We start from the raw sequence: 22,452 nt of genomic DNA, 5'->3' as shown, positions 1-22,452 counted from the left end.
GTTTCCTCCAGAAATTAAGATTTTGTAGCAGCCTTAAGGCTGGAAAGGAGCTCCTTCAGTTCAGGGAGGTTCCAGGACTCAATTCTCTTCACAACAGCACTTCCAACAACAAATCCATCAGGACTATTATACATCTGCTTTATGTGTTCCGGTTTTGAAATTCCAAAGCCGACAACAGTTCTCTTTCCAGTAACTTTCTTTACTCTCTCAATATCTCTCTCTATTTCGGCGTAGGCAAGCTCTTCCCTCTCTCCAGTTATCCCCGTAACCGAAACGTAGTAAATGAACTCACCGGTAGCCTCTCCTATGAGCTCTAATCTATCGTCTGTGCTCGTGGGGGCTGCGAGGAAAACGGGGGAGAGCTTTAAGGATTTAACCTTCCTTGAGAAGTCCATTCCCTCTTCAGGGGGAAGGTCTGGAACTATGAATCCATCTGCTCCTGCAGACTTTGCATCCCTTATGAACCTCTCCTCTCCATAGACAAAAATGGGGTTGTAGTATCCCATTAAAACGATGGGTTTTTCTGTAAAACTCCTCAGCTTTGAGACGAGTTCTAAGACCCGGCAGGTGTTGGCGCCGGAAGAGAGAGCTCTCTCGTGGGCCTTCTGAATCGTCGGACCGTCTGCCAAAGGGTCTGAGAAGGGCATTCCCACCTCAACCATATCGGCAAACTCAAGGATGAGCTTAAAGACGTCTAAAGACTTCTCACAGTTCGGGTCGCAGGCAGTTGCGTAGACTATAAGGGGCTTTTCTCCTTTCCTTTCAAGCTCTTCAAACGTTCTTCTTATCCTTTCCATAGTTTCTCCAGAGGAAGTAGAGTAGCAGAGTAAGGGCTATAACAACAGCAGACACCAGTTTATGGCTAATAATAGTTGAAATCAGTTTACCTATCAAGTTGCCCAAAAAGAGGTAGGAAACTGCCCACAGGAGAGCTCCAATCCCGTTGTAAACGGTAAACTTCCAGTAGCTCGGCTCAAACGCCCCTATAACTACTGGAAGTGTCGGTCTTACAACAGGAATGAATCTTCCGAATATTAGAGAGAGCTCCCCCCTCTTCTCAACAAACCTTCTAACCTTTTCAAACTCCTCTTCAGATACTCCAAACTTTGAGAGGAATCTGTTTAGATAGCATTCTCCTATAAAGTCTCCCATAAAGTAGGAGACCTGATATCCCAAAAAGGTTCCGGCCGAAACGCAGAGGACGAAGGAAACAGGAGATACCACTCCTTTAGAAACCAGAACAGAAGAGAGAATCAGAACCTTCTCTGCAGGAAGAACCAAACCTAAGAGGAAAGCTGTTTCAAGGAAAGACCATCCGAAGAGGACAAGACAGGTAAGTTTCGGGTGTTCCTCTATAAAGTGAAGGCTTGATTCAACGAAACTGTAAAGGGCTGAAAGCTCCACTTGACACCTGAGAGGCTCTAAATTAAACTTTCCAATCGCACAACGGCCAATTATAACAGGAGGTTAGATAATGAAGAAGGGTATCCACCCTGAATACAGGGAAACGAGAGTTATCTGTGCCTGCGGGAACACCTGGGTAACCAGGTCAACAAAGTTCCCTGAAATCAGAGTTGAAGTGTGCAACGCCTGCCATCCGTTCTTTACAGGAACACAGAAGCAGAAGGTTGTTAGGGGTAGGGTAGAGAAGTTTATGGCCAAGTATCAGGGTAAATACTAAGATGAAGGTGGAGCTCCTCTCAACAACCGAAAATTACCTGAGGGTAATTGCAACGGCGGCCAGGGTCTGCTACTCGGGGCTGCCCGTTGAGGAGCTCCTCTCCCGATACTCAGAAGATGAGGACAGGGCCCTCATAGAGAGGGTCGTTGGAATGGGCCACCTCTCCGTGGTTGAGCACGCGGTTTTTACGTTTAAGGTTGATAAATCGTTCAAAGAAGAGCTCTTTAAAATCTTCATGGAAAAGCCCTTTATAAAGGTGAGCGAGAGGGAAGATTCATTTATAGTATCTCTGAATTTGAGAACTGCGGCGGAGCTCCTCTCAGAAATGCCAAACCTTAATTTCACAAAGGCCATAGAGCCATACATTCCAGACTTTATCAAACCGAAAGGTTAACAGAAATCCCCTCTCCCTTAAAAAACTCCCCTTTAAAACTCTCTGCCTCTTCCTTTGAGATGGCTCTAACCACAATCGGCTTCAACCCGGCAGACTCAAGTTTTCTCTTAATCTCTTCCGGGTCTATCCTCTCAAGAATCTCTCTACTTCCCCAGTATTCAACGGAGAGGTTCTTCCCCAGGAGCTTCAGGAGAGCTCCAAACTCCCCAAGTGCCGTGTCAATTTCAATAAACGCCTGAGAGAGTTCCTCTTTCCCCCGCCTGTAGAACACCCTTCCCCTGAAACTCTCATCAACGTATATGGGAATTTCAAGAACACCTAAAAGGGTGTAGAGGGAGTAGAGCCCCAGGAGGTGGTTTATAAGCTCTTTAACCTTCCCTTCAGCAGGGAGCTTTACTCCCCTCTTTTCAATCTCAGAGCGGACTTCAGGTTTTAAGAGTAAAAGGAGTGAGAAAATGAGATAGGGAGAGAAGACTCGCTCCGAAACAACAAAACTCTTAAAACCGTGGGCTACCTCTGGGTATTCTCTCTCAACAAAGGGGATGAGAAGGGAAAGAACTGTTTTATCGGGAAAATTAACGGTTTTTGACAAAAGGTTGGGGAGCTCCCCTTTGAGTATTTCAGAAAGTTTTTTCCTGACTGGTAAGACCAGGGAGAACTCTATCTTCTCACCTATCCCCTTTAGCCTTAAAAGGACTTCTTCCCCCGGCTGGAAGGCTCTGTCAACCTCAAGCTGTGCAGTAAACTGGGTGTTCCCCAGTTTGAACCTGCCCCTGTTCTTCCCCTCATAACCTAAAAATACAGCTTTTAAGAGGGACTCAAACTCTGTGTTTGCCTTCCCTTTCTGCTCTCCCGCCCCTATCTGAGAGAGGAGCTTCTTCATCTCGTGGTAGGAGAAGTTCTCAAGCTTCAGGGGAAGGTCTCTGTTTATCCCCTCAACAGGGATTATCCCCTCTACCCTCCTTATCTCCACAGCCCACCTACTCAAAAAGGTCGGTTGACAGGTAGCGCTCCCCCGTATCTGGAAGAACGGTTACGACTCTATCTCTTATTCCAAGTTCTCTCGCAACCCTTACTGCAACAGCTACGTTGGCTCCGGACGAAATACCGGAAAGAACGCCAAACTCCCTTGCCAGAAGCCTCGCGTAGTGTTTTGCCTCTTCGTAACCAACTTTCTCAACCCTATCTATTAATGAGGTATCAAGAACTTCCGGAACAAAACCTGCCCCTATCCCCTGAATCTTATGAGAACAAACCTCTTCACCCGATAAAACGGCACACCCTTCAGGCTCAACTGCAACGCAGATGCAGTCAGGGTTCTCTTCTTTAAACTTCTTTGAAATCCCAGTAAACGTTCCACCGGTCCCTATACCGGCAACAAAGAGATTGGGGAGAAACCCCATCTGTTCAAGTATCTCTTTAGCCGTTGTCTCGTAGTGGACCTTCGGGTTAACGGGGTTATCAAACTGCCTCGCAGGGAAGTATTTTTCAGGCTCTTTTTCAACGAGATCTTTAACTTTCTCAACTGCCCCCTTTACTCCTTCATCTGCCGGTGTTAGAAGGAGCTCCGCCCCAAAAGCCCTCAGAATCCTCTTCCTCTCCTCACTCATGTTCTCAGGCATCGCTATTAAACACCTGTAGCCCTTGGCAGCGCACACAAGGGCAAGTCCTATTCCAGTGTTACCGCTTGTTGCCTCAACAACCGTTTTCTCAGGAGTCAGCTCTCCTCTCTTCTCTCCGTCCTCAATAATTGCAAGTGCTACCCTGTCTTTAATTGAGCCACCGGGGTTAAACATCTCAAGCTTTAAAAAGAGCTCCACCCCCTCAATCTCAGCCCTCAAAAGGGGCGTGTTACCTATTGAGCTAAGGATACTTCGTAACAACGTCCTCATCGCTAAGCTCCTCTAAGATAAAAACTCTCTTTTTCCTCTTAACCGTTTCACCCTTAACTTTACCAAAGAGGCTTTCCCTAAAGATGAAGAAGCCGCTAACGTGCTTTGCAGCTTTTCTGAAGAAAAAGTCGGTTAAACCAAACTCCTCCTTTAACCAGCGGAACTTACTCTCAGGCAGTCCCCGAAGGAGCTCCCCCCTATAGAGAAATCTAACGAGGTTCTCCTCTAAAAACTCCCTCAAGAACCTCAGTTTTGAATCCCTCGTTAGGTTCCTCCTTACCGCCGTGTAAAGGTCGTCGGGAGAGGTTAAGTAGTCAGCAACAATCTTTACTATCTCGTTAATCCTGTCGGGAACAACTGAGACTATCCCTTTATAGGTTATTCTCCTGTGTTTGAAAGAGGGAAGGAGCTCCCTCGTTGAACCCTTCAGCCTCTGAGAAGAGTCAACAATTCCTCCAACAACGATGAGGGTATTCTCGTCAACCTCTTCGTGGGTAAACTCCTCTTCCCCGTTTGGGTCAAGAACTATCACCTGAGAGTAGCCGGAAATCTCCACCTTTACAGGGAACGGAACCCGTGGAGAGAAGAACTCCTCCATAAAGGTCTTCCCCTTAGGTGGAAGGTTAAAAACGAAGAAGTTTTCCGGAGTGAAGAAGTCTTTAATAGTTCCGTAGGCAATCTCAAGCTGAACCATTAAAGACTTCCTCTCTGAAGGCAGAAGTTTGTTAAAGAAAGACATATCAACGGCAAAGTCAGGGTATCTAAACTCAATTTTGGAGAAGTCAATACTTCCCGGCCTTCTAACAACTGCAGCGTCTGGCTCAACGTCTCCTTTAAAGGCAAGGAGTTCCACACCGCAGCACTCTGAAACAACCTTCCCCGGCCTTATAGGTTCATCAAACTCATCAGCCCTGAAAACCCCATACTCCCCTTTAACAAGCCTGTAGGCCAATCTGTTGAAGAAATCCCCCCTTCCCGGGTTAAAGAGGAGTTTTGGTCTATGTATCCCTTCAGAAATTAGTTTCTCAGAAACAAGAACTTTAGGACTTTTAAACTTCAACTTAAACTCCGGCAGTTGTAAACTTTAAACCAGAATTATAGGGAAGGAGGAACGATGAAAAGGGGCATTGCTGAAGTTCCGGGAATTAAGTGCGGAACGGCCTTTGCAGGGATAAAGAAGACAGAAAAGCCCATAGACAGGCCAGACGTTCTGGTTGTTGCAACAGATGAGCCTTCAGAGTTCGCAGCGGTGTTTACAAAGAACGACGTTAAGGCAGCACCCATAAAAGTGAGCATGGAGATAAACGGAAAAGTCTCAGGGATAGTTGCAAACAGTGGAAACGCCAACGCCTGCACGGGAAAAATGGGAATTTCAGACGCTGTAGAGATGTCTAAGCTCGCATCACAGCTGACTGGAAAGGGTAAGTTCTTAGTTGCCTCTACGGGAGTTATCGGCGAACCGATGCCGATGGATAAGGTGAGAAAGGGGATTGCTGAAGCTGTTAGAAACCTTGGAAAGGCGAAAGGAGAGGAGCCTGCAAGGGCGATAATGACAACGGATACGTTCCCAAAAACGTCTTTCTTTGAGGGAAACGGCTTTGTTGTTGGCGGAATAGCCAAGGGAGCTGGAATGATAGACCCGGCAATGGCTACGATGCTCTCTTTTGTTGCAACAGATGCAAAGGTTAAGAAGGAGCTCCTTGAGAAGGTCCTCAAAGAGGCAGTAGAGGTCTCCTTCAACGCAATAACTGTTGACGGAGATATGAGCACAAACGACTGCGTCTTCCTCCTCTCAACGGGGAAAAGTTCAAAAGAGATAACAGAGAAAAACTACGGAGAGTTTAAAGAAGCTCTGACAGCAGTTTTAAAAGACCTTGCCTACCAGATAGTCAAAGATGGAGAGGGAGCAACAAAGGTTGCAAGGGTTTTTGTTGAGAAGGCAAAAACAAAGGAGCAGGCAAAGGCAGTTGCAAGGAAGATAGCCCTCTCTCCACTGGTTAAAACGGCCCTCTTTGGGTGCGACCCAAACTGGGGAAGAATAGCAGCAGCTGCAGGGGCTGCAATGGTGGGAGTTGATGAGGAGAAGTTAGAAGTTTATATAGGAAACTACCTCCTTTTTAAAGGTGAAAGGGCAGACTATAGGGAGGAGGAAGTCTTCAGGTATATGAAAGAGAACGACGAAATTCTGATAAGAGTTGTTCTCAATCAGGGTAGCGAGAGTTTTGAATACCTCACCTGTGACCTAACCTACGACTACGTGAGGATAAATGCAGAGTACAGAACGTAGGGTACTGCTGATAGATGCAGGAAACACTAAGGTTAAGGGAGCTCTCTACGAAAACGACCGAATAGTCCCCCTCTTCTCAGTTGAAACAGCAGAGGTTATGAAGAGAAGGGAGCTCCCCCTTATAAAAGCATCAGACGTTGCCGCAGCTTCAGTAGTTCCAGAGGTAACAGAGCTAATAAAACGGGTTTATCCGGGAGCTCTCTTCATCTCAAAGAGCTCAAAACTCCCGTTCAAGTTGAACTACAGGGGAAACATCGGGGCTGACAGGTTGGCTAACATTGCGGGAGCTCTCTCCTACTCTGAAAGCTTCATCGTTGTAAGTTGCGGAACGGCAACCGTTATAGACATTGTGGCTAACAGGGAATTTGTAGGTGGATACATCCTGCCTGGAATAAAAACGATGGTAGAGTGTTTAAACAGGAGGGGAGCTCTCCTTCCGGAAGTTGAACTGAAAGAGCTCAGCGAAAATCCCGGCAGATCAACGGAGGAATGTATAAGGGCTGGAATTTCATTATCAACGTTGGGAGCCATTAAAGAAGTAAAAGAAAAATTTAACCTTTCACTGTTTGTTACAGGGGGACTTGGCAGGATAGTTTCAGAAATTTTAGGGGAAAGGTTTTTAGAGAATCTAACTTTTGAGGGAATTTACAGGATTTACAGGGCTGAAAGGGGGGAAAGCCCCCCAGGATAGCTTACTTTCCGAAGATCTCCTTAGCAGCAGCCTTGAGGGCAGCGTCGTTGTTCTTAACAGCAGCCATCATTGGGTTTGTTGACTTCTTAGCGGCAGCTATGAAAGCCTTAGCGTTCTTAAACTTGGCCTTCAGCTGAGCCTTTGAGGGGGCCAGTGAACCGTTGTGACATCCCATGCACTGGGTTTCCCATACACCTGCAGAAGCTGGAGCTACCATAAGAGCTACCACTGCAAGAGCACCAAGAACTTTCCTCATTTTCTACCTCCTTAAGGTTTTTCCTGGTATCAATTTATTAGAGAAAAGGCCTTTTGGCAATGATTATAAAATTTTAATCATGTCTTCTTCCCAAGGGCAACAGGTGGAGAGGGAACTTTTAAAACTCCCTTATCCCGCCAGGTAAAGTTCAGAGCGTTCGTGGGGCAGGCATCAACACACTCTGCACAGTTCCAGCAGTAAACACTCTGGCTCTCCCCAACGCTGGGCTTAATTCCCATAGGGCACCTGCTATCGCACACCTTACAGCCAACGCAAACGCCAGCATCGTACCTTATAACAAGCTGTCTCCACTTGCCAATGAGGGCAAGGAGAGCTCCCAGCGGACAGAAATACCGGCAGAACATTCTCCTTGTTAAGAGGTTCAATAGAAGAACAACAACGACAATAGTTAGCTCAATCGTCACGTGCTTGTAGAAGACGTAGAACATCGTCTCCCTTCCAACAAGCCCCGGCGGAGACCACCAGACAAAGAGGGGATAGCCAACAATCATTGTGAGGAGGAGCTCCGTCACAAGGGCAAACCAGAGGAGTCTCTTAGAGAGCCTTATCAGGTCAGGCCTATACTTGAGCTTATTCCCCCACTTTGGAACAAGGCCGAGGATTTTGTCCGTAAGCATAGAGAGGAACTCTATCGGACACATCCAGCTGCAGAAAACCCTACCCATTAAAAAAGCAAGGGTAACGGGAACAACCATTCCAACCAGAGAGGGCATATAGAAAGCCTTGGCGGTCAAAATTGACTCAACACCCTCAAGGGGAGAAACTACCCAGAGGTTTCCAACACCTAAAGACTGAAACCATCCCTGAATGAAGTTGATATCCCCGTAGTAGTTGGTAAACGGGTTTCCAACAACTATAACGAAACAGACAAAGAGAAAGAGGTATCGCCAGATCGTTATCCTCTTCCAGAAGCTCTTCCTGGCCAACTTACCACCTCTTACGATTTCTTAATATCTTCCAGTTTTATCTCTTTAATCTTCTTCCACTTAATCGGCATTATAGTTATTGCCTTTTTCCCTTTGTTTTCGTACCAGGTGTCGGCTATGCAGGAGTAGGCGCAGATTCCACAACCAGTGCAGTTTTCCTCAACGATGTAAGGTCTGAAGTCGTGGTCAATCTTTATCGCAACTCCGGCAAAAGGGCAAACATCAAAACAGGTTTTACACATGAGTCCAGTTTTCTGCTGCTGCCAGGTAACGCATATCTGCCTGTTGATTACGGCAACCCCCATCCGGACATCTTCCTTAGCACAGGGAACGAGAGAACCGGTGGGGCAAACGTAAACACACTTCATACAGAGATAACAGGGCTTTTCCATAACGTTGACGTATGGAGTTCCTGAGAAAACCCCGCCTGTTTTAACGTCAAAATACTTTATGCAGTGGTAAGGGCAGACCTCTCCACACCTTCCGCACCTGATACACTTCTGGGCAAAGTGTTCCTCTGGAACGGCGCCGGGAGGACGGAGAACGTTTGGACCGATGGGGGATTTAACCATTGTTTTTGGGTTTTTAAACCTTGAGAGGTCGCAGGATGTGAGAGCTCCAGAGAGGAAAGCTCCCAGGGAAACTTTTAAGAATTTTCTCCTGCTTTCAGTGGACTTCCTTTTCTCCATTTTCATCTTCTCCAAGCCAGGCTCTCTCCGCCTCTTTTTCCGCTTTTCTAAGCCCTCTAAACGGATTTATGGGATAAATCTCCCCTTCTTCTATCTTTTCAAACTCTTCCAAAAAGTGGGCTTCAACAACAGCCATTTGAAGGATGCCGTCTATTTCTTTTATCCTTCTTTCAATTTCTTCTAAATCCGAATAACGCTCCGCATCAAGGACAATTACAATGTGATAAGCATTTTCTTCTTCTTTCAGTCCACCGCCATAAACTTCCACTCCTGGTATTTCAAGAAGTTTTTTCTCAACAGTCTTACCCTCTTCAGGTAGAGTTGTAACAATACAACTAACTATAGGCATAATATACCTCTCTATTTTATTCTGAAAATCAGATAAATATGGGAGGAAAAAAAGGAGGGGAAAAACCCCTCCTCAAGAAATTAGTATTCACTGCGGTCAATTTCAACGTTGTGGAGATATCCACCCTTAACCTTAACAAGCTTAACGAGGAACTGCTTGAGAGGCTTAGCAGGAGCATACTTCTTGATGCGGCATGCACAGATCTTGAACTCGGGCTGCTTAGAACCTGGGTCATAAGCATCCAGTGTGCAGAAGTTAATCATTCTGTGTTTTTCCTGGTCATACCAGTAGACGAAAACCATTCCTTCCATAGGTCCTTCGTCTGTTGAGATCCTTGCAGGAAGGATGTTCCTACCACGGCGTGTCTCAACGAGAACAAGATCACCTGGGTTAATTCCGAGGCGTTGAGCATCTTTCGGGTTAACCTCAACCCATGCATACGGATAGTCAGAAGCAAGCTCTGGAACACGACCGGTCATAGAACCGGAGTGCCACATGTCAATAACCCTACCCGTTGAGAGGTAGAACGGATATTCAGCATCTGGCGGCTCAGCAGGTCCTTTGTAAGGTCTGAGCCAGATCCAGAACCTTGCCCGGCTCTCTGGAGGTAATGTAGGAAGATTATGGAGATGTCCATAATCAACAACTCTCCAGCCCTTATATTCTGGATGTTTCTCTACAAACTCTGTAGCAAGCGGGTCTTTTCCTACAACGAACCTTCTGAGGGTTCCACCTTTCATAGCAATTTCTACTGTTGGTGCAGGCCACTGAACACCATCTGGTCTAGCGAGAAGAACTTCGTAAGTCGCACCGGAAAGGTCGTTATCCCTTCCCTTGGTAACTTTTCCAGCGTATTCACTCCAGACCTCTTTAGCCAGCGTCCACCATGGGTCTTTCTTAGCAGCCTCAATAAACGGAGCTACACACTGGTAAACTGTGTGGGCTCTTGCACGAAGCCTTGGGTCACGTTCTCTTCTAAGCTTCTTAGCAAGAACCTGGGCAAATTCAACGATAATTTGGAGCTCAGGCTTACACATACCGGGAGCTTTAACTGCAACAGGAGTTAACTGTGAACGACGCTCTGTACATCCGTAAACACCAGTCTTCTCAAAGTGGAACGGAGTAGGAAGAATCAGGTTTGCAAATTGAGTAGTTCTCGTTGGGAATATCTCGTTAACAACTACAAAAACATCTTCTCTTTCAAAACCTTTCCTGTAATGGCCAACGTTTGGAAGAGATTGCATGGGTGTAGTTTCTTCTACCCAGATAAAGTGAATTGGCTTAAGACCGGGGAATCTCTTCTTGTCTCTCTCACTGTAAGTAATAGCAGCAAACATCTTAACAGTATGATAACCAGGTTTTGGAGGAATTGTTCCTTTTGGAACTCCCCAGATTTTCTCAAGTCCTTCTCTATCTGCTTTATTCTTAACAAGCCTGTGACCTGGAAGAATGTGACAGAGTCCACCACCTTCACGAACACCACCACAGGCGTTTGGCTGACCTGTAAGTGAAAGGGCATCTGCACCGTCTTTACAGATGTTACCTGTTAAGAGGTGAAGGTTTGTAACAAGGTTGTTAACCCAAACACCTCTCGTCCTTTGGTTGAGACCCATTGTCCAGATGGAGACAGTTCTCGTTGTGGCAAAGCGCCTTGCAACTTTTCTAATCATATCGGGAGTGATGTTTCCACCGCAGATTTGAGCTGCATATTCTGGTGTGTACCTGGCAAGGAATCTTTTGTATTCTTCAAAAGAAACTTGATGTCCTAATAGAGGATTCTTGTCTTTACCCTTAGTGTAGATGTGGAATGCACAATACTTGTTAACAAAATCTTTATTGTAAAGACCTTCGTAAACTATTACGTGAGCAATAGCGTTAAGAAGAGCAAGGTCTGTTCCAGGCTTAAACTGCATGTGGATGTCTGCAATCTTAGATGTTGGTGAAACCCTTGGGTCAACGTTGATTACCATATAACCGCCGGGGTTTTTCAGCTTGTTGTGCATGATACGACGGTAGAGGATCGGGTGACACTCAGCTGTGTTTGAACCGATGATGAAAACAGTTTGAGCCTTGTCAAAGTCTGCGTATCCACCAGCAGGCTCGTCTGTACCGTAGGATGTAAGGTATCCACCAACGGCAGATGCCATACAGAGCCTTGGGTTACCCTCAACGTGGTTTGTTCCAATGCACCTGAAGAGCTTCTGGAAGAGGTATGTCTCCTCTGTTAAAGCCTGTCCAGAACCGTAGTAGGCAATTCCAGACCAACCAAAAGGTGTCCACTCGCCCTTCTTAATAGCCTTGATCATCTCATCGGCGATAATCTCGTAGGCCTTCTCCCAGGAGATTGGCTTGAAGGGTTCCTTCTTGCTCTTCCTGTAGAGGGGCTGTGTAAGCCTGTCTGGGTGCCTGAAGATCTTGTAGAAAAGCATTCCTTTCATACAGAGGAAACCAAAGTTGATGGCAGAGTTCTTCTCACCCCTTATAACTGCAGGCTTACCATCCTTGAAACCTAACCATACCTTACAACCTGTTCCGCAGAAACGGCATACACCCCTTACCCAGGTGTATCCTCCCTCTTTCTTAAAGGCAGGTGACCTTTTAACCTCTTCAGGAACCCTCATAAGGTTTTCGCCTGCAGAAGCAGACTCTCCGAGGGTTACTCCGTCAGACTTTATCTTAAGGTTAATCCCCACAAGAGATGCTGCCGTTAGAGCAGCACTCTTTTTGAGGAAATCTCTCCTTCCAATTCCCATCGTGCCCTCCTTTAATTAGTACTGTTGTGGGTTAAAGTCTTTTGCTGTTTTAATGTTCTTTACACCGTTGCCGTGGAACTCAAAGATGTGAGCTTCGTGGCAGTCCCAGCACTTTGCTCCAGGCTTCTTCTGTTGCATAGTAACAACTTCCTGGTAGTGGCAGGCCATACACTTTGTAATAGGTGGAACCTTGTGGAAGTCACTAAACGTTCCGTGACACTGGAAGCAGCGGACGTTGTTTATACCGTGCCTTGAGTGTGCCCACTGTTGATAAATTTTCGGAGTTACTTTTTGATGGCATACCCTACATTGTTGTTGTTGAGGCGGCAATTGAGCAATCACGTTTGGTGGAACAGGGTGCTGGTCTGCCATTGCCAGCCCGCTTCCGGCTATCATCAGGCCGGCAAGCAGTGATAGTGTCTTTGCCTTCACTTTGCACCTCCCCTATAAGTGTTCTATTCGTGCCCTTCTTCTTTAGATTTTACTCCTTTTTTGCTGAAAAACTCCTTTAACTTCTCCTCAAAGTTAAATCCGTGGCCAACGTACCAGTGGCAGGTAAGACAGTCTCCCTTAATTTCCCCAGACTTGAGTTTCTCGTGCATAACGTTGTCTGGAAGATGAACGTGGCAGCGTTCACAGTTTGAGACAAAAACGTAGTGTTCTCTTTCTTTTCTCTTTTCAATCCAGTGCTCAAGATCGTCTGCATAGCCACCTTTAAAATAGTGGGCAATAGCGTCGTTAGTTCCGAATTTTGCTTTATTAATTAAATAAGCAAGAACACTGGTGTGGGGCAAATGGCAGTCGGCACAGCCTGCTCTAATGGCTCCTCTCTTGTTTCCAAGTGGACCGTGTGGGCCTGTTTCCCATGCCTCAAACATGGGTTTCATCTCGTGACAGGAACCGCAGAACTCTGGCTCAGCAGTGTTCTCAATCATCTGGGCAGAGATGAGAGCTCCCACTCCAGCAATGACGATGCCTACAATCCCACCTACTATAAAGGCTTTTGTCTTCTCCGTCACTTCCACCCCCTTGCAGCTGAATTTATAAGAAATTTCTTATGGAGCAATACAATTCTAACTAAAATCTATTCATTTTTCAATAGTTATCATCCTCAAAATAGGGCTTTAGCTCTTTGATCTCCTTACCGTTGGGGTTTATGGATATCATTCCGGAATAGCACTTAAAGGCACTGTCAAGGTCCCCTTTCTTTATATACCCTTTAGCAGCCTGGTAGTAAAGCTCATAGGCTTTCTTTCTGTTTTCGTTTATATCGGCCATAACGGCTTCCATGTAGAGGAGCCTCGGGTCACCAGGTTTACAGTATTTCTCTGCCTCTTTTATCTCATCTGCTGCCTCAGGGTAGTCTGAAGCTGTTATGTACTGGTCTGCAAAAAGGAGGTGGCGGGTGCAGAGGTCTAACTTTTCCGGGTTAACGGGTGATGTAACGGGGAGCTCCTGTGATGCTCCCTCAGAGATCTTCTGCTCAAGTGGAGAAGGTTGGGACTGGAGCGGTGGAGTATAAGAGACATTTTTCTTGTCTGTTCCACATGAAGCTAAAACAGAGGCTAAAATTAAGGAGAAAACCCCTTTACGCATCTTTTCCTTTCTTCCCCTGCAAGAGTTTCAGATACTTTGACTTTGGATTGAGGAGCTCCAGCCTTTTCACAACTTCTTTATATCCTGAAATGTCTCCCTGTTTTTTCAAAAGGATAGCAGCTCTGTAGTAGGCCTCTTCTGCTGCTTCGGAGTCCTGGGGAGCTCCCTCACTTAAAACTCCACTATATAAGTTACCAAGTTGGTAATAAGCTATAGCATTATCAGGGTCCACTTCAACTGATTTTTTGAACTCTTCAACAGCTTTCCTTAAATAGGCCATTCTCTCCTGTTCTAATTTATCAGACTCCTTCTGAGCTTCAGCTGTCAATTTATCTAAATCACTCTCTTTTACTCCCATTTTTTTCAGGAGTTCTGTATATTTCTTTTCATCTTTTTTGGTAAAAGCATCAGGAAACAATTTCTTTTTACTGTAAAGATTCATAAGCTCACTTATCTGGAAAAAGTCAAATCCTTCCTTTTCTAACTTATCGTAAAAGTCAGTATAGACCTTTTTAACAGAAGTATCTTGTAGATTCATAGATTTTTGATAATAAAGCATTCCTAATAGAAGATGTAAATCAGATGCTACACTTTTTACATGTGGATCTCTAAGTTTCGCATCTTTTTGAACCGCATTTGGAACTATTCCGTTTGGATTTTTCCTTAATAAAGGTCCTATTTCTTTTAGTGCTTTCTTAGCCTTTTTAATTCCAGCATCATATTTATGGTTATGGTAATCCCGATAGATGCAGTAGAAGTAAACAGGAGGATTTTTTAAGAAGTCTGCAGGACAGGTAATCTTCTTTTCAACATCTTTTTCAAATTTTGCCTCTTTCGCCTTTAATGACGGAGAGACAGACAAAGTGGCTATTAAAAGGACGATTAGCAGCTTTTTCAAGATAACCTCCAGGGGGGAATATTGATGAAAGGGGGAGACGGAGCTCCCCCTTATTGAAATTACTGAGCAGTTTCACCGTAGCGCTTAGCATAGAACTCAGCAATCTTCCTGAGTTCAGACTTGGGCATACCCTTGAACCACTTGTGTTCAGGACTGCTGAAGAGCTTCCTCTTGAACTCAGCCCAGGCTCTCTTATCAGCCCTTGTTCCTTTCTCTCTAACGATCTTATCTGCATCTGGAATGAGGTCAAAGTAGAAGTTTTTAGCAACAAGGAAGAGACCGTGCCAGTGTGTCCAGTCGGGAGCCATCATAGCAGCACCGTGGCGTGCCCTACGTCCTTCATGGTGCCAGAGGAGGAAGTAGTCCCACTCAATCTTCTCGTTGAAAGGTGTTGGGTCAATGAGGTGCCTGCTCCTGAGGAACTTCATAATAGCAGCCGCAGGCTTAGCAAACTTCTCGTTGTAGAGGTTTACAAGGTTATCAAACTGGTAGTAGAAGCCTTCTACCCATACCCTCTGGTGGCAGGCAGCACAAACTTTCTTCATCTCAGCACGCTTAGCCTGCCAGTTTGGCTTGTGCTTGGAGATTGGTGGACGGAGTGTCCAGGAGAGCCTTGCTCCAACGTCGTGTGTAGCCTTAGCTCCTGTTACAGAAGCACCCATGTGGCAGGTTACACAGTTTGGAGCCTGGTAGTAGTCCTCACCGAGAACCCACTTAGCCCTGTCAAGTGTCGGCTCAATCTCAGAAAGGTGAGCCTTGTAAGCAATACCGTGCTTGGAGAGCTCCCAGATCTCAATCTGTGGATGGTCTGGACCTTGGTGACACTTACCACATGTGTCAGGCTCACGAACCTGCTTAAGGCTGAAGCTGTGCCTGTAGTGGCAAGCAGAACAGTTACCCTTGGAACCATCGGGGTTGATTCTACCTACACCTTCGTTTGGCCATGGACCGAGAACGGGCATTCCGTTCTTAACTGGAATTGTTCTACCGTGACACTGTGCACAACCTAAGTTGAAGAGAGGCTCACCCTCAACAATCCTACCGAGAACGTTGTCAAGAGAACCTACGAAGTGAGCAGCATCTGCGTGGTAGGACTGTGTAAATTCCTTAGCTTCTGTTGGGTGACACTTTCCACAGTCAAGGGGAGAAACGATTGTGGAGATTGTGAAACCGAAGTGCTGGAAGGCGTCTTTGTCGCCTTTGTTGGCCATGTGACACTCGTAACAGCCAACGCCAGCGTCTGCGTGCTTGCTGGTTGCCCACTGCTGAACAAGGGCAGGGTTCATTCCCTTGTGACAGCCAAGGCACGCTTGAGATTCTTTGGAAATGTTTCTCAGGGCTGCTTGAGAATCGGTAGTATTAAGACCAATCACTGCTGCAGCAGCGAAGGTTACAGCAAGCAGCCCTGTGCGAAGCTTACTGAGCTTCCCCTTCATGTTTCCCTCCTTCGCTAAAAGTGGTGTTGTTTCTAATAGGAAATTTTAGCCGCTAATATTTTAAATGTCAAGCTAATTGTTTGTTTGAAATATTAAGTTTTTCTTATCGTGGTGGAACAGTCTAAGGGTAGAGAAACTTCACTTACTGTCAAGTTGAGAAAACCTAAGGAGATACAGGGCTTGTTCTTTCCATGGAAATCAGAACCTCCGGTAACAAAAAGGGAGAGCTCCCCTGCCATCTCCTTGAAAATCCTTACATCAGCAGGTTTATGTCTGTAGTGGTAAACCTCAACTCCCCCTAAGCCGCTCTCTTTTGCTTCTTTCAAAAAGCAGTAGAGTTCACCGTAATTGAGCTTTGTGCTTACAGGATGAGCTATAACAGGTATTCCCCCTGCTTCTCTTATTAAGTGGAAAATTTCCCTATAGTTCATCTTTTCCCGTTTTACACCTAAAGAGGAGAGAAAGTCTATCGCCGACTCTCTATCTTTGTAATAGCCTAAATCCATTAAAACCCTTGCTATGTTGGGTTTCCCGAAATTCTCACCATACCTGCTTACTATACTATTATAGTCAATAGGGTAACCAAGCTCTTCTAATTTCCCGCAGAGCTCCCTGTTTCTCTTAACGCGGGAGCTCCTAAAAAACTCTGTCAGCTGCCTCATTGCGTCTGAATTCGGGTTGAAGTAGTAGCCGAGGATGTGGAGCTCCCTCTTTCCCTCCCCCAAAAACGAAGTGTCAGCAGTAACCTCTATTCCGGGAATAACGTTTACACCTAACTCTTCTCCCTTTGAAACAGCCTCGTCTAAACCGCTAACCGTGTCATGGTCTGTAAGTGCTATGTAGGAGATACCTTTTTCTACAGCCAGCTCAACCAACTCTGAGGGAGTTAGAGTCCCGTCTGAAGCAGTTGAGTGGCAGTGGAGATCTACTTTCTGCACAAGAAAGCTATCCATTCTCCTTCTCCTCTCTCGGAAACCGGTTTAAACCCCACCCTCTCAAGCTCCTTTAAGAACTCCTCCCGCTGGCTCTTAAGGATCCCTGAGAAAACAGCAGTTTTTTTTGTCTTCCTGTAAATTTCCTCAAGGAGCGGCGTAAGGAGGTGCTTTTCTATGTTTGCAACAACAACGTCAAAGGTTCCGTTCACCCTGTCAACGCTTCCCTGAACAAACTCTATTCCGGAAACTCCACTCAGCTCAGCGTTCCTCTCAACCTCTTTATCAACCCTTTCCTGAACGTCGCAGGCAACAACTTTTCCAGCTCCAAGCTTCTTAGCAAGAATTGAGAGGATTCCGCTTCCCGTTCCAACGTCTAAGAACGAAACTCCCGGCTTTAAAACCTCTTCCATGAATCTCATAACTAAACGGGTTGTTTCGTGAGTTCCCGTTCCGAAACCCCTTCCCGGGTAGATGTAGATAACTATCGCCCCTTCAGGCTCCTTAAACGTCCCCTTCTCCCACGAGGGAACTACCCAGATTCTCTCAGAAACCTTTACTGGCTTGTAGTATTTCTTCCACTCCGAGTTCCAATCCCTATCCTCAAGCTCTGTTTCAGATAGAACAAACCTCTTTAAATCCTGAGGAACTGTAAAATCCGCCGGAGCGTAAACCTTAAATAGAATTTCCTTCCCCTCTTTTAGAACTTCTGTTCCCAGAGCTCCCTCTTCAAAGAGCCTGTCAACAACTAAGTCAAACTGTTCCTGCGGCACTTTCAGCGTTACACTTTTGTAGTCCAAAGTAGACCCTCTCAACCCTTGGGCTTATTGAACACATGAGCTCGTAGGGAATTTTACCTATCTTTTCAGCAACGGATTTAAAAGTAATGCCATCTCCGTAAAGGGTTGCAACATCCCCTTTTTCTGCACTAACTCTGTCAACTGAAACAACTGTCATGTCCATACAGACCCTGCCCCTTACAGGGCACATCTTCCCCTTTATCAGAACCTCGCCTCTGTTTGAGAGCTCCCTCGGGTAGCCGTCTGCATACCCGAAGCTGATAACTGCAACTTTCTCTCTTCCTTTAGTTCTGTAGGTTTTAGAGTAGGAAACGGGATAGTTCGGCGGGAGCTCTTTCACAGTCAGAACCTTCGCTTTTACCTCCATAACCTGGTGGAGCTCCGGATACCCTTCTTCAGGCGGAACGCCGTAGAGTGCAAGGCCAACTCTACAGTGGGTTAAGAAGTTGTTGAACCTGTAGAGGGCTGCTGCACTGTTCTCTGCGTGGATTTCTATGTGTGGAAATTCTCTTTTCAGAATGGAGACAAAACTTTCAAACTTTTTAAGCTGGCAGAGTGTAAACTCCTCATCTTCATCGGCAGAGGAGAAGTGGGTCATAACCCCAGCAACGGGAAGACCTTTAAGTTCTGAAAGGAGCTCCCCCCATTCTTCCTCTAAAAATCCCAGCCTTCCCATTCCCGTGTCAACCTTTACGTGGAAAGGAACGTTTAACTCTTTTGCCAGGCGGAGCTCTGTAAAGTCGTAAACAACGGGAGTGAGGTCGTAATCTTTCAAAAACTCCCTTCCCTCCTCAAGGGTTGAGGACATTACCAAAATTGGCCTCTTAACGCCTGCCTCCCTTAAACAGGCTCCTTCCTCATACGTTGCAACGGCAAAGCCGTAAACGTCACTATTTTTTTCAAGGAAAGTTGCCACCTCTCTGCTTCCGTGGCCGTAGGCGTTCGCCTTAACAACGGCGTAAACCTGCTTCCGGCAAAGTTTTTTTACTGTTTTGTAGTTCAGAAGCAACCTTTCAAGGTGAACCTCAGCCCACCTAAGCATCTGCCACCTTTTTAACTATCAGCTTGTTTCCCTTTATTCCAGTGACCTTAACCTTATCACCGTAGCGGAGCTCTCCTTCTGAATATGCGTTCCACACCTCCTCTCCGGCAGCTCCTAAGGGAAAGCGGATTTCGTAGGTAAAGTCGTCAATCTTCTTTATAACCACGCCTTCCTGAGATGAGAGCTCCTCTAAGATGTCCCGGGCTCCTTTTATCCTATTTATATACTTAAAGGAAATCCAGTAAAAAAAGGCACAGACAACCGCAAAGGTTAAAAGAGAAGCCCAGAAAGAGGGATAAAACAGGTAGACAAACCCGGCAGCTATGAGGCCAGCTCCTATAGGAAAGATGTAAGAGGTAAAGGCCAGAGCCTCTACAACGAGGAGAAGAACGCCGGCGATTACCGAGAGAGCTCCCGGGTTAAGACTCACGCTTCCTCCCAAGGAGCTCCAGAAGGCTCTCAACAGAGGGCGGCAGGAGAACCACCTTGCTGTTCTGTGAATTTGCCACCTTCTCAACAGACTTAACGTAGTCGTTTCCAATTAAGAGCTTTCCTGCAAGTTCAGGGCTTCCAACGGCTTCAGATACGCTCCTTATGGCGTTGGCCTGAGCCTGACCAATTCTCTCTATAGCCTCAGCCTCCTGCCACTTTGCAAGCTTATAACCTTCTGCTTCAAGCTCTGCAGCTTTCTTCTTACCTTCAGCTTCTGTAATCATCGCCCTCTTCTTCCTGTCGGCTTCTATCAGCATGCTCATAGCCTGAACGATGTTTGCCGGAGGCTCAATCTCCTTCACCTCAACCCTGTTAATGAGAATTCCCCAGGTAGATGAGGCTCCCTGAAGAACCTCTTTAATCCTTGCGTTTATCTTCTCGCGGGAGGAGAGAATCTCGTCAAGCTCCATACTTCCAACAATATCCCTCAGGTTTGTCTGAACCGTTTGAACGATTGCATACTCAAGGTTCTCAATGTTGTAAACGGCATCTTCAGGCTTAACAACCGTAAAGTAGCAGACGGCGTCAATCCGAACAACAACGTTGTCTTTAGTAATCACTTCCTGCTTTGGAATGTCAAGAACCTGCTCTTTAAGGCTCACCTTTGCCCTTATCCTGTCTATAAAGGGAACAATAAAGTGGAGGCCTGCCGTTAAAGTCCTGTGGTATTTTCCTAACCTCTCAACTATCCAAGCCTCTTTTTGCGGAACGATCTTCACAGAGGCCGCTATTAGAATGATGAGAAAAACTAAAAGGACTATCAGCAGAGGAATAATGTTTTCCAAAGGCCACCTCCTTTTGCCGTATTATACAATTGGCCAAGCCAAAAAGGATTAAAGGAGGAAAGAGGTATGAGACCTGTTAGAGCTCTCATCTCCGTTTCAGATAAAACGGGAATTGTTGATTTTGCAAAAGCCCTTTCTGAGCTTGGAGTTGAGATTGTTTCAACAGGAGGAACGGCAAAACTCCTTAAAGAAAGTGGAATTCCCGTAAGAGAAATCTCAGACCTTACAGGTTTCCCGGAAATTATGGAGGGGAGAGTTAAAACGCTCCACCCGAAAGTCCACGGTGGAATACTTGCAGACAGGTCTAAGGACGAGCACCTTCAGGCGATGAAAGAGCTTGAGATAGAGCCGATAGACATGGTTGTTGTCAACCTCTACCCGTTCAAGGAAACTGTTGCAAGAGGAGCCGATTTAGACGAGATAATTGAGAACATAGACATCGGCGGCCCAACGATGGTAAGGGCTGCAGCAAAAAACTTTAAACACGTTGCAATCGTAACAGACCCTTCAGACTACGAAAAAATAGTTGAGGAGCTTAAAAACACCGGAGAGATTTCTCTTAAAACCCGCTTCTACCTTGCAAGGAAAGCCTTTAACCTTACAGCCCACTACGACGCCCTTATCTCAGACTACCTCTTCAGCATAGATGAGGAGGGAAATCAGGTTTCGTGCAGGGAGCTCCGCAACCCTCTAACAATCACATTTGAGAAAGTTCAGGACTTAAGATACGGAGAGAACCCCCACCAGAGAGGAGCTTTCTACAGAGAGGTTTTCGTTAAAGAGCCCTGCGTAACAAGGGCTGAAAAGCTCCACGGCGAAAAGGAACTTTCCTTCAACAACATCTACGATTTAGACGGAGCTCTCAATCTCGTCTTAGAGTTTGACCCTAAAAAAGAGGGAACAGCCTGCGCAATCATAAAGCACGCAAATCCCTGTGGAGTGGCACTTGGAGAAACCCCTGAAGAGGCCTACGAGAAAGCCCTAAAAGTTGACCCCCTCTCAGCCTTCGGCGGAATCATCGCCTTCAACACAAAGGTCTCACCGGAAGCTGCAAGGCTGATAACAGAGAGGTTCTACGAGTGCATAATAGCCCCAGACTACGACGAGGAAGCCCTTGAGATTCTTAAAACAAAGAAGAACCTGAGGGTTCTAACAACAAAAGGCTTAACGGGAATTGAGAGGAGAGGTCAGGACTCTCCCTTTGACTACAGGAGGGTTGTTGGAGGCCTTTTGGTTCAGGACAGAGACCTTATAACCGTTGACCCCGAAAAGCTGAAAGTTGTAACAGACAGGGAGCCTACAGAGAAAGAGTGGGAAGACCTCCTCTTTGCCTTTAAGGTTGTTAAGTGGGTTAAATCAAACTCCGTTGTTTACGCAAAAGACAAGGTGGCAGTTGGAATCGGAGTAGGCCAGACATCCCGGGTTGACTCAGCCCGCTGCGCAGCAGAAAAGGCAAAGCTGATGGGATTAGATCTTTCCGGCTCCGTTCTGGCTTCTGAGGCATTCTTCCCTTTTAGAGACAGCATAGACGAGGCCGCAAAGGTTGGAGTAACTGCAGTAATCCAGCCCGGTGGCTCAATAAGGGATAAAGAGGTTATAGAGGCTGCCAACGAGCACGGAATGGCAATGGTGTTCACAGGAATTAGGCACTTCAGACACTAAAGTTGTATAATTTCGTCAAACTGCGAAATGGAGGATTCAATGGACGAGAAATTAAAGGAGCTATTAGAGTTCGGATTCAAGTTCCACGGACACAAGTGCCCTGCAATGCCGATGGGACTGAGGGCAGGCCTTAAAGCAATGGAAGTTCTGGGCGTTGACAGGGCTCAGGATAAGGAGCTCCACGTAATCTCAGAAACCGGTAAAGGCCACGCCGCAGGATGCTTTTTAGACGGAGTAATGGTTGCAACAGGGTGCACCTACGGTAAATCAAACATTGAAAAGAGATACTGGGACAAAATGGCCTTTACACTGATAGACAGGCAGACAAACAGGGCAGTAAGGGTTTCACTGAAGCCTGAATTCTTCGCTCAAGCACTGAAATCCCCATTTGTTGAGATGAGGAAGAAAGGAATTCCCCCTCAGGAGATTCCATTTGAAGTTTTAAAACCATTGCTTGACAAAATACTCACAATCCCTCCAGAGGCCTTTTTAGACATCAGCGATGTGTTTGAGTACAAGATGGAGTCTAAACCTGGCTGCTTTACGGCTGTTCCCTGTGCAATCTGCGGAGAGATGACATTTGAAAAGGCTCTAAGAGTGAAAGACGGAAAACTTGTCTGTATTCCCTGCTCAGGATACGAGAGCTAACTCTCCTTTTATACCTTTGCTCCCTTCCTAAAATTTCAGGAAGGGAGTTCCTTTTTTCTTCCTAATCAGAGCTTTCCAGAAGTTCTTCTTGAATCTTTAACTTAGAGAAAATCTGAGAAACAGGTATAAATATCTTCTCAATATCCTTCAATTCATCTTCTTTCACTAAAAGCAATACCTCGTCATTTTTATAAATCTTATCTATTTCTTTCGGATGAAGCC

The 22,452-nt window shown here is 46.0% G+C and carries 26 protein-coding genes; 6 read left to right on the top strand and 20 right to left on the bottom strand.

Translation table 11 applies throughout. The annotated features are described in order from the left end of the window. Nucleotides 1-14: 14 nt before the first annotated feature. Nucleotides 15-797 (bottom strand): tryptophan synthase subunit alpha, encoded by a 783-nt coding sequence (trpA, locus tag F8H35_RS02215; RefSeq protein WP_472571941.1) that lies wholly within the window; start codon nt 795-797, stop codon nt 15-17. Next, nucleotides 772-1,404 carry a DedA family protein gene (locus tag F8H35_RS02210; protein WP_472571940.1) on the bottom strand — a complete coding sequence of 211 codons (633 nt, stop codon included), beginning with the start codon at nt 1,402-1,404 and terminating at the stop codon, nt 772-774. Before F8H35_RS02210 ends, trpA begins: the two co-directional genes overlap by 26 nt. Before the next feature lie 70 nt (nt 1,405-1,474). Here F8H35_RS02210 and rpmE point away from each other — a divergent pair, with 70 nt between their 5' ends. After that, a complete protein-coding gene (rpmE, locus tag F8H35_RS02205; RefSeq protein WP_464904404.1) occupies nt 1,475-1,681 on the top strand; it encodes a 50S ribosomal protein L31 in 207 nt (68 codons plus the stop codon). A gap of 1 nt (nt 1,682) precedes the next feature. Then, nucleotides 1,683-2,075 carry an FAD-dependent thymidylate synthase gene (locus F8H35_RS02200; protein ID WP_472571939.1) on the top strand — a complete coding sequence of 131 codons (393 nt, stop codon included), beginning with the start codon at nt 1,683-1,685 and terminating at the stop codon, nt 2,073-2,075. On the opposite strand, the gene F8H35_RS02195 is transcribed toward F8H35_RS02200, so the two are convergent. Genes F8H35_RS02195 through F8H35_RS02185 form a run of 3 tightly spaced genes read right to left on the bottom strand, consistent with a single transcriptional unit; the run spans nt 2,059 to nt 5,027 of the window. Then, nucleotides 2,059-3,048 (bottom strand): hypothetical protein, encoded by a 990-nt coding sequence (locus F8H35_RS02195; protein WP_472571938.1) that lies wholly within the window; start codon nt 3,046-3,048, stop codon nt 2,059-2,061. The two genes, F8H35_RS02200 and F8H35_RS02195, sit on opposite strands and share 17 nt — an antisense overlap. Nucleotides 3,049-3,055: 7 nt before the next feature. Further along, nucleotides 3,056-3,967, bottom strand: a complete 912-nt coding sequence (gene cysK / locus F8H35_RS02190) for a cysteine synthase A (protein ID WP_472571937.1) — start codon at nt 3,965-3,967, stop codon at nt 3,056-3,058. Beyond that, the gene (locus tag F8H35_RS02185; protein WP_472571936.1) at nt 3,939-5,027 is read right to left on the bottom strand and encodes a tRNA (guanine-N1)-methyltransferase; all 1,089 of its coding nucleotides are present in this window, start codon (nt 5,025-5,027) and stop codon (nt 3,939-3,941) included. Before F8H35_RS02185 ends, cysK begins: the two co-directional genes overlap by 29 nt. A gap of 54 nt (nt 5,028-5,081) precedes the next feature. Here F8H35_RS02185 and argJ point away from each other — a divergent pair, with 54 nt between their 5' ends. Then, nucleotides 5,082-6,254: a bifunctional glutamate N-acetyltransferase/amino-acid acetyltransferase ArgJ gene (argJ, locus tag F8H35_RS02180; protein WP_472571935.1), complete on the top strand. Its 1,173-nt coding sequence runs from the start codon at nt 5,082-5,084 to the stop codon at nt 6,252-6,254. Next, a complete protein-coding gene (locus tag F8H35_RS02175; protein ID WP_472571934.1) occupies nt 6,235-6,945 on the top strand; it encodes a type III pantothenate kinase in 711 nt (236 codons plus the stop codon). Before argJ ends, F8H35_RS02175 begins: the two co-directional genes overlap by 20 nt. 1 nt (nt 6,946) lies before the next feature. Here the strand turns inward: F8H35_RS02175 and F8H35_RS02170 are convergent, their stop codons facing one another. The 15 genes from F8H35_RS02170 to F8H35_RS02100 all read right to left on the bottom strand — a co-directional run bounded on the left by F8H35_RS02170 (nt 6,947) and on the right by F8H35_RS02100 (nt 19,920). Then, complete coding sequence (locus F8H35_RS02170) at nt 6,947-7,201, bottom strand: hypothetical protein (protein ID WP_472571933.1); 255 nt, start codon at nt 7,199-7,201, stop codon at nt 6,947-6,949. A 77-nt stretch (nt 7,202-7,278) separates the two neighbouring features. Beyond that, complete coding sequence (locus tag F8H35_RS02165) at nt 7,279-8,148, bottom strand: 4Fe-4S binding protein (RefSeq protein ID WP_472571932.1); 870 nt, start codon at nt 8,146-8,148, stop codon at nt 7,279-7,281. 11 nt (nt 8,149-8,159) lie between these two features. Beyond that, entirely contained in the window at nt 8,160-8,837 is a 678-nt protein-coding gene (locus F8H35_RS02160) for a 4Fe-4S dicluster domain-containing protein (RefSeq protein ID WP_472571931.1), read from the bottom strand. Then, the gene (locus tag F8H35_RS02155; RefSeq protein WP_472571930.1) at nt 8,815-9,186 is read right to left on the bottom strand and encodes a chaperone NapD; all 372 of its coding nucleotides are present in this window, start codon (nt 9,184-9,186) and stop codon (nt 8,815-8,817) included. Before F8H35_RS02155 ends, F8H35_RS02160 begins: the two co-directional genes overlap by 23 nt. An 80-nt stretch (nt 9,187-9,266) precedes the next feature. Continuing rightward, a complete protein-coding gene (locus F8H35_RS02150; RefSeq protein WP_472571929.1) occupies nt 9,267-11,939 on the bottom strand; it encodes a molybdopterin-dependent oxidoreductase in 2,673 nt (890 codons plus the stop codon). Between the two features lie 15 nt (nt 11,940-11,954). Next, nucleotides 11,955-12,371 carry a hypothetical protein gene (locus F8H35_RS02145; protein ID WP_472571928.1) on the bottom strand — a complete coding sequence of 139 codons (417 nt, stop codon included), beginning with the start codon at nt 12,369-12,371 and terminating at the stop codon, nt 11,955-11,957. Between the two features lie 23 nt (nt 12,372-12,394). After that, complete coding sequence (locus F8H35_RS02140) at nt 12,395-12,958, bottom strand: cytochrome c3 family protein (RefSeq protein ID WP_472571927.1); 564 nt, start codon at nt 12,956-12,958, stop codon at nt 12,395-12,397. Nucleotides 12,959-13,034: 76 nt separating this feature from the next. Beyond that, nucleotides 13,035-13,535 carry a tetratricopeptide repeat protein gene (locus tag F8H35_RS02135; RefSeq protein ID WP_472571926.1) on the bottom strand — a complete coding sequence of 167 codons (501 nt, stop codon included), beginning with the start codon at nt 13,533-13,535 and terminating at the stop codon, nt 13,035-13,037. Further along, complete coding sequence (locus F8H35_RS02130; RefSeq protein ID WP_472571925.1) at nt 13,528-14,433, bottom strand: tetratricopeptide repeat protein; 906 nt, start codon at nt 14,431-14,433, stop codon at nt 13,528-13,530. Before F8H35_RS02130 ends, F8H35_RS02135 begins: the two co-directional genes overlap by 8 nt. A gap of 59 nt (nt 14,434-14,492) precedes the next feature. Continuing rightward, the gene (locus F8H35_RS02125) at nt 14,493-15,869 is read right to left on the bottom strand and encodes a multiheme c-type cytochrome (RefSeq protein ID WP_472571924.1); all 1,377 of its coding nucleotides are present in this window, start codon (nt 15,867-15,869) and stop codon (nt 14,493-14,495) included. A gap of 92 nt (nt 15,870-15,961) precedes the next feature. Next, nucleotides 15,962-16,822: a PHP domain-containing protein gene (locus F8H35_RS02120; RefSeq protein ID WP_472571923.1), complete on the bottom strand. Its 861-nt coding sequence runs from the start codon at nt 16,820-16,822 to the stop codon at nt 15,962-15,964. Next, nucleotides 16,795-17,601, bottom strand: coding sequence for a 50S ribosomal protein L11 methyltransferase (locus F8H35_RS02115; RefSeq protein WP_472571922.1), 807 nt, complete (start codon nt 17,599-17,601; stop codon nt 16,795-16,797). Before F8H35_RS02115 ends, F8H35_RS02120 begins: the two co-directional genes overlap by 28 nt. Then, nucleotides 17,555-18,643: an alanine racemase gene (gene alr / locus F8H35_RS02110; RefSeq protein WP_472571921.1), complete on the bottom strand. Its 1,089-nt coding sequence runs from the start codon at nt 18,641-18,643 to the stop codon at nt 17,555-17,557. Before alr ends, F8H35_RS02115 begins: the two co-directional genes overlap by 47 nt. After that, the gene (locus F8H35_RS02105) at nt 18,636-19,073 is read right to left on the bottom strand and encodes an NfeD family protein (protein WP_472571920.1); all 438 of its coding nucleotides are present in this window, start codon (nt 19,071-19,073) and stop codon (nt 18,636-18,638) included. Before F8H35_RS02105 ends, alr begins: the two co-directional genes overlap by 8 nt. Next, nucleotides 19,063-19,920, bottom strand: coding sequence for an SPFH domain-containing protein (locus tag F8H35_RS02100; protein ID WP_472571919.1), 858 nt, complete (start codon nt 19,918-19,920; stop codon nt 19,063-19,065). Before F8H35_RS02100 ends, F8H35_RS02105 begins: the two co-directional genes overlap by 11 nt. A gap of 66 nt (nt 19,921-19,986) precedes the next feature. Here F8H35_RS02100 and purH point away from each other — a divergent pair, with 66 nt between their 5' ends. Then, nucleotides 19,987-21,582 (top strand): bifunctional phosphoribosylaminoimidazolecarboxamide formyltransferase/IMP cyclohydrolase, encoded by a 1,596-nt coding sequence (purH, locus tag F8H35_RS02095; protein WP_472571918.1) that lies wholly within the window; start codon nt 19,987-19,989, stop codon nt 21,580-21,582. 39 nt (nt 21,583-21,621) lie between these two features. After that, nucleotides 21,622-22,230: an FmdE family protein gene (locus F8H35_RS02090; protein WP_472571917.1), complete on the top strand. Its 609-nt coding sequence runs from the start codon at nt 21,622-21,624 to the stop codon at nt 22,228-22,230. Nucleotides 22,231-22,452 lie beyond the last annotated feature (222 nt).

The sequence above is a fragment of the Thermovibrio sp. genome, from assembly GCA_015488335.1.
Classification (GTDB): Bacteria; Aquificota; Aquificia; order Desulfurobacteriales; family Desulfurobacteriaceae; genus Balnearium.
Note: the sequence above shows the minus strand (reverse complement) of the source record. Positions and strands in the feature narration are given on the sequence as shown.

Coding starts and splice junctions, on each gene's coding strand:
- trpA (WP_472571941.1), bottom strand. CDS start 797: ATGGAAAGGATAAGAAGAACGTTTGAAGAGCTTGAAAGGAAAGGAGAA.
- rpmE (WP_464904404.1), top strand. CDS start 1,475: ATGAAGAAGGGTATCCACCCTGAATACAGGGAAACGAGAGTTATCTGT.
- F8H35_RS02200 (WP_472571939.1), top strand. CDS start 1,683: ATGAAGGTGGAGCTCCTCTCAACAACCGAAAATTACCTGAGGGTAATT.
- cysK (WP_472571937.1), bottom strand. CDS start 3,967: ATGAGGACGTTGTTACGAAGTATCCTTAGCTCAATAGGTAACACGCCC.
- argJ (WP_472571935.1), top strand. CDS start 5,082: ATGAAAAGGGGCATTGCTGAAGTTCCGGGAATTAAGTGCGGAACGGCC.
- F8H35_RS02175 (WP_472571934.1), top strand. CDS start 6,235: ATGCAGAGTACAGAACGTAGGGTACTGCTGATAGATGCAGGAAACACT.
- F8H35_RS02170 (WP_472571933.1), bottom strand. CDS start 7,201: ATGAGGAAAGTTCTTGGTGCTCTTGCAGTGGTAGCTCTTATGGTAGCT.
- F8H35_RS02160 (WP_472571931.1), bottom strand. CDS start 8,837: ATGGAGAAAAGGAAGTCCACTGAAAGCAGGAGAAAATTCTTAAAAGTT.
- F8H35_RS02155 (WP_472571930.1), bottom strand. CDS start 9,186: ATGCCTATAGTTAGTTGTATTGTTACAACTCTACCTGAAGAGGGTAAG.
- F8H35_RS02150 (WP_472571929.1), bottom strand. CDS start 11,939: ATGGGAATTGGAAGGAGAGATTTCCTCAAAAAGAGTGCTGCTCTAACG.
- F8H35_RS02135 (WP_472571926.1), bottom strand. CDS start 13,535: ATGCGTAAAGGGGTTTTCTCCTTAATTTTAGCCTCTGTTTTAGCTTCA.
- F8H35_RS02125 (WP_472571924.1), bottom strand. CDS start 15,869: ATGAAGGGGAAGCTCAGTAAGCTTCGCACAGGGCTGCTTGCTGTAACC.
- F8H35_RS02120 (WP_472571923.1), bottom strand. CDS start 16,822: ATGGATAGCTTTCTTGTGCAGAAAGTAGATCTCCACTGCCACTCAACT.
- alr (WP_472571921.1), bottom strand. CDS start 18,643: ATGCTTAGGTGGGCTGAGGTTCACCTTGAAAGGTTGCTTCTGAACTAC.
- purH (WP_472571918.1), top strand. CDS start 19,987: ATGAGACCTGTTAGAGCTCTCATCTCCGTTTCAGATAAAACGGGAATT.
- F8H35_RS02090 (WP_472571917.1), top strand. CDS start 21,622: ATGGACGAGAAATTAAAGGAGCTATTAGAGTTCGGATTCAAGTTCCAC.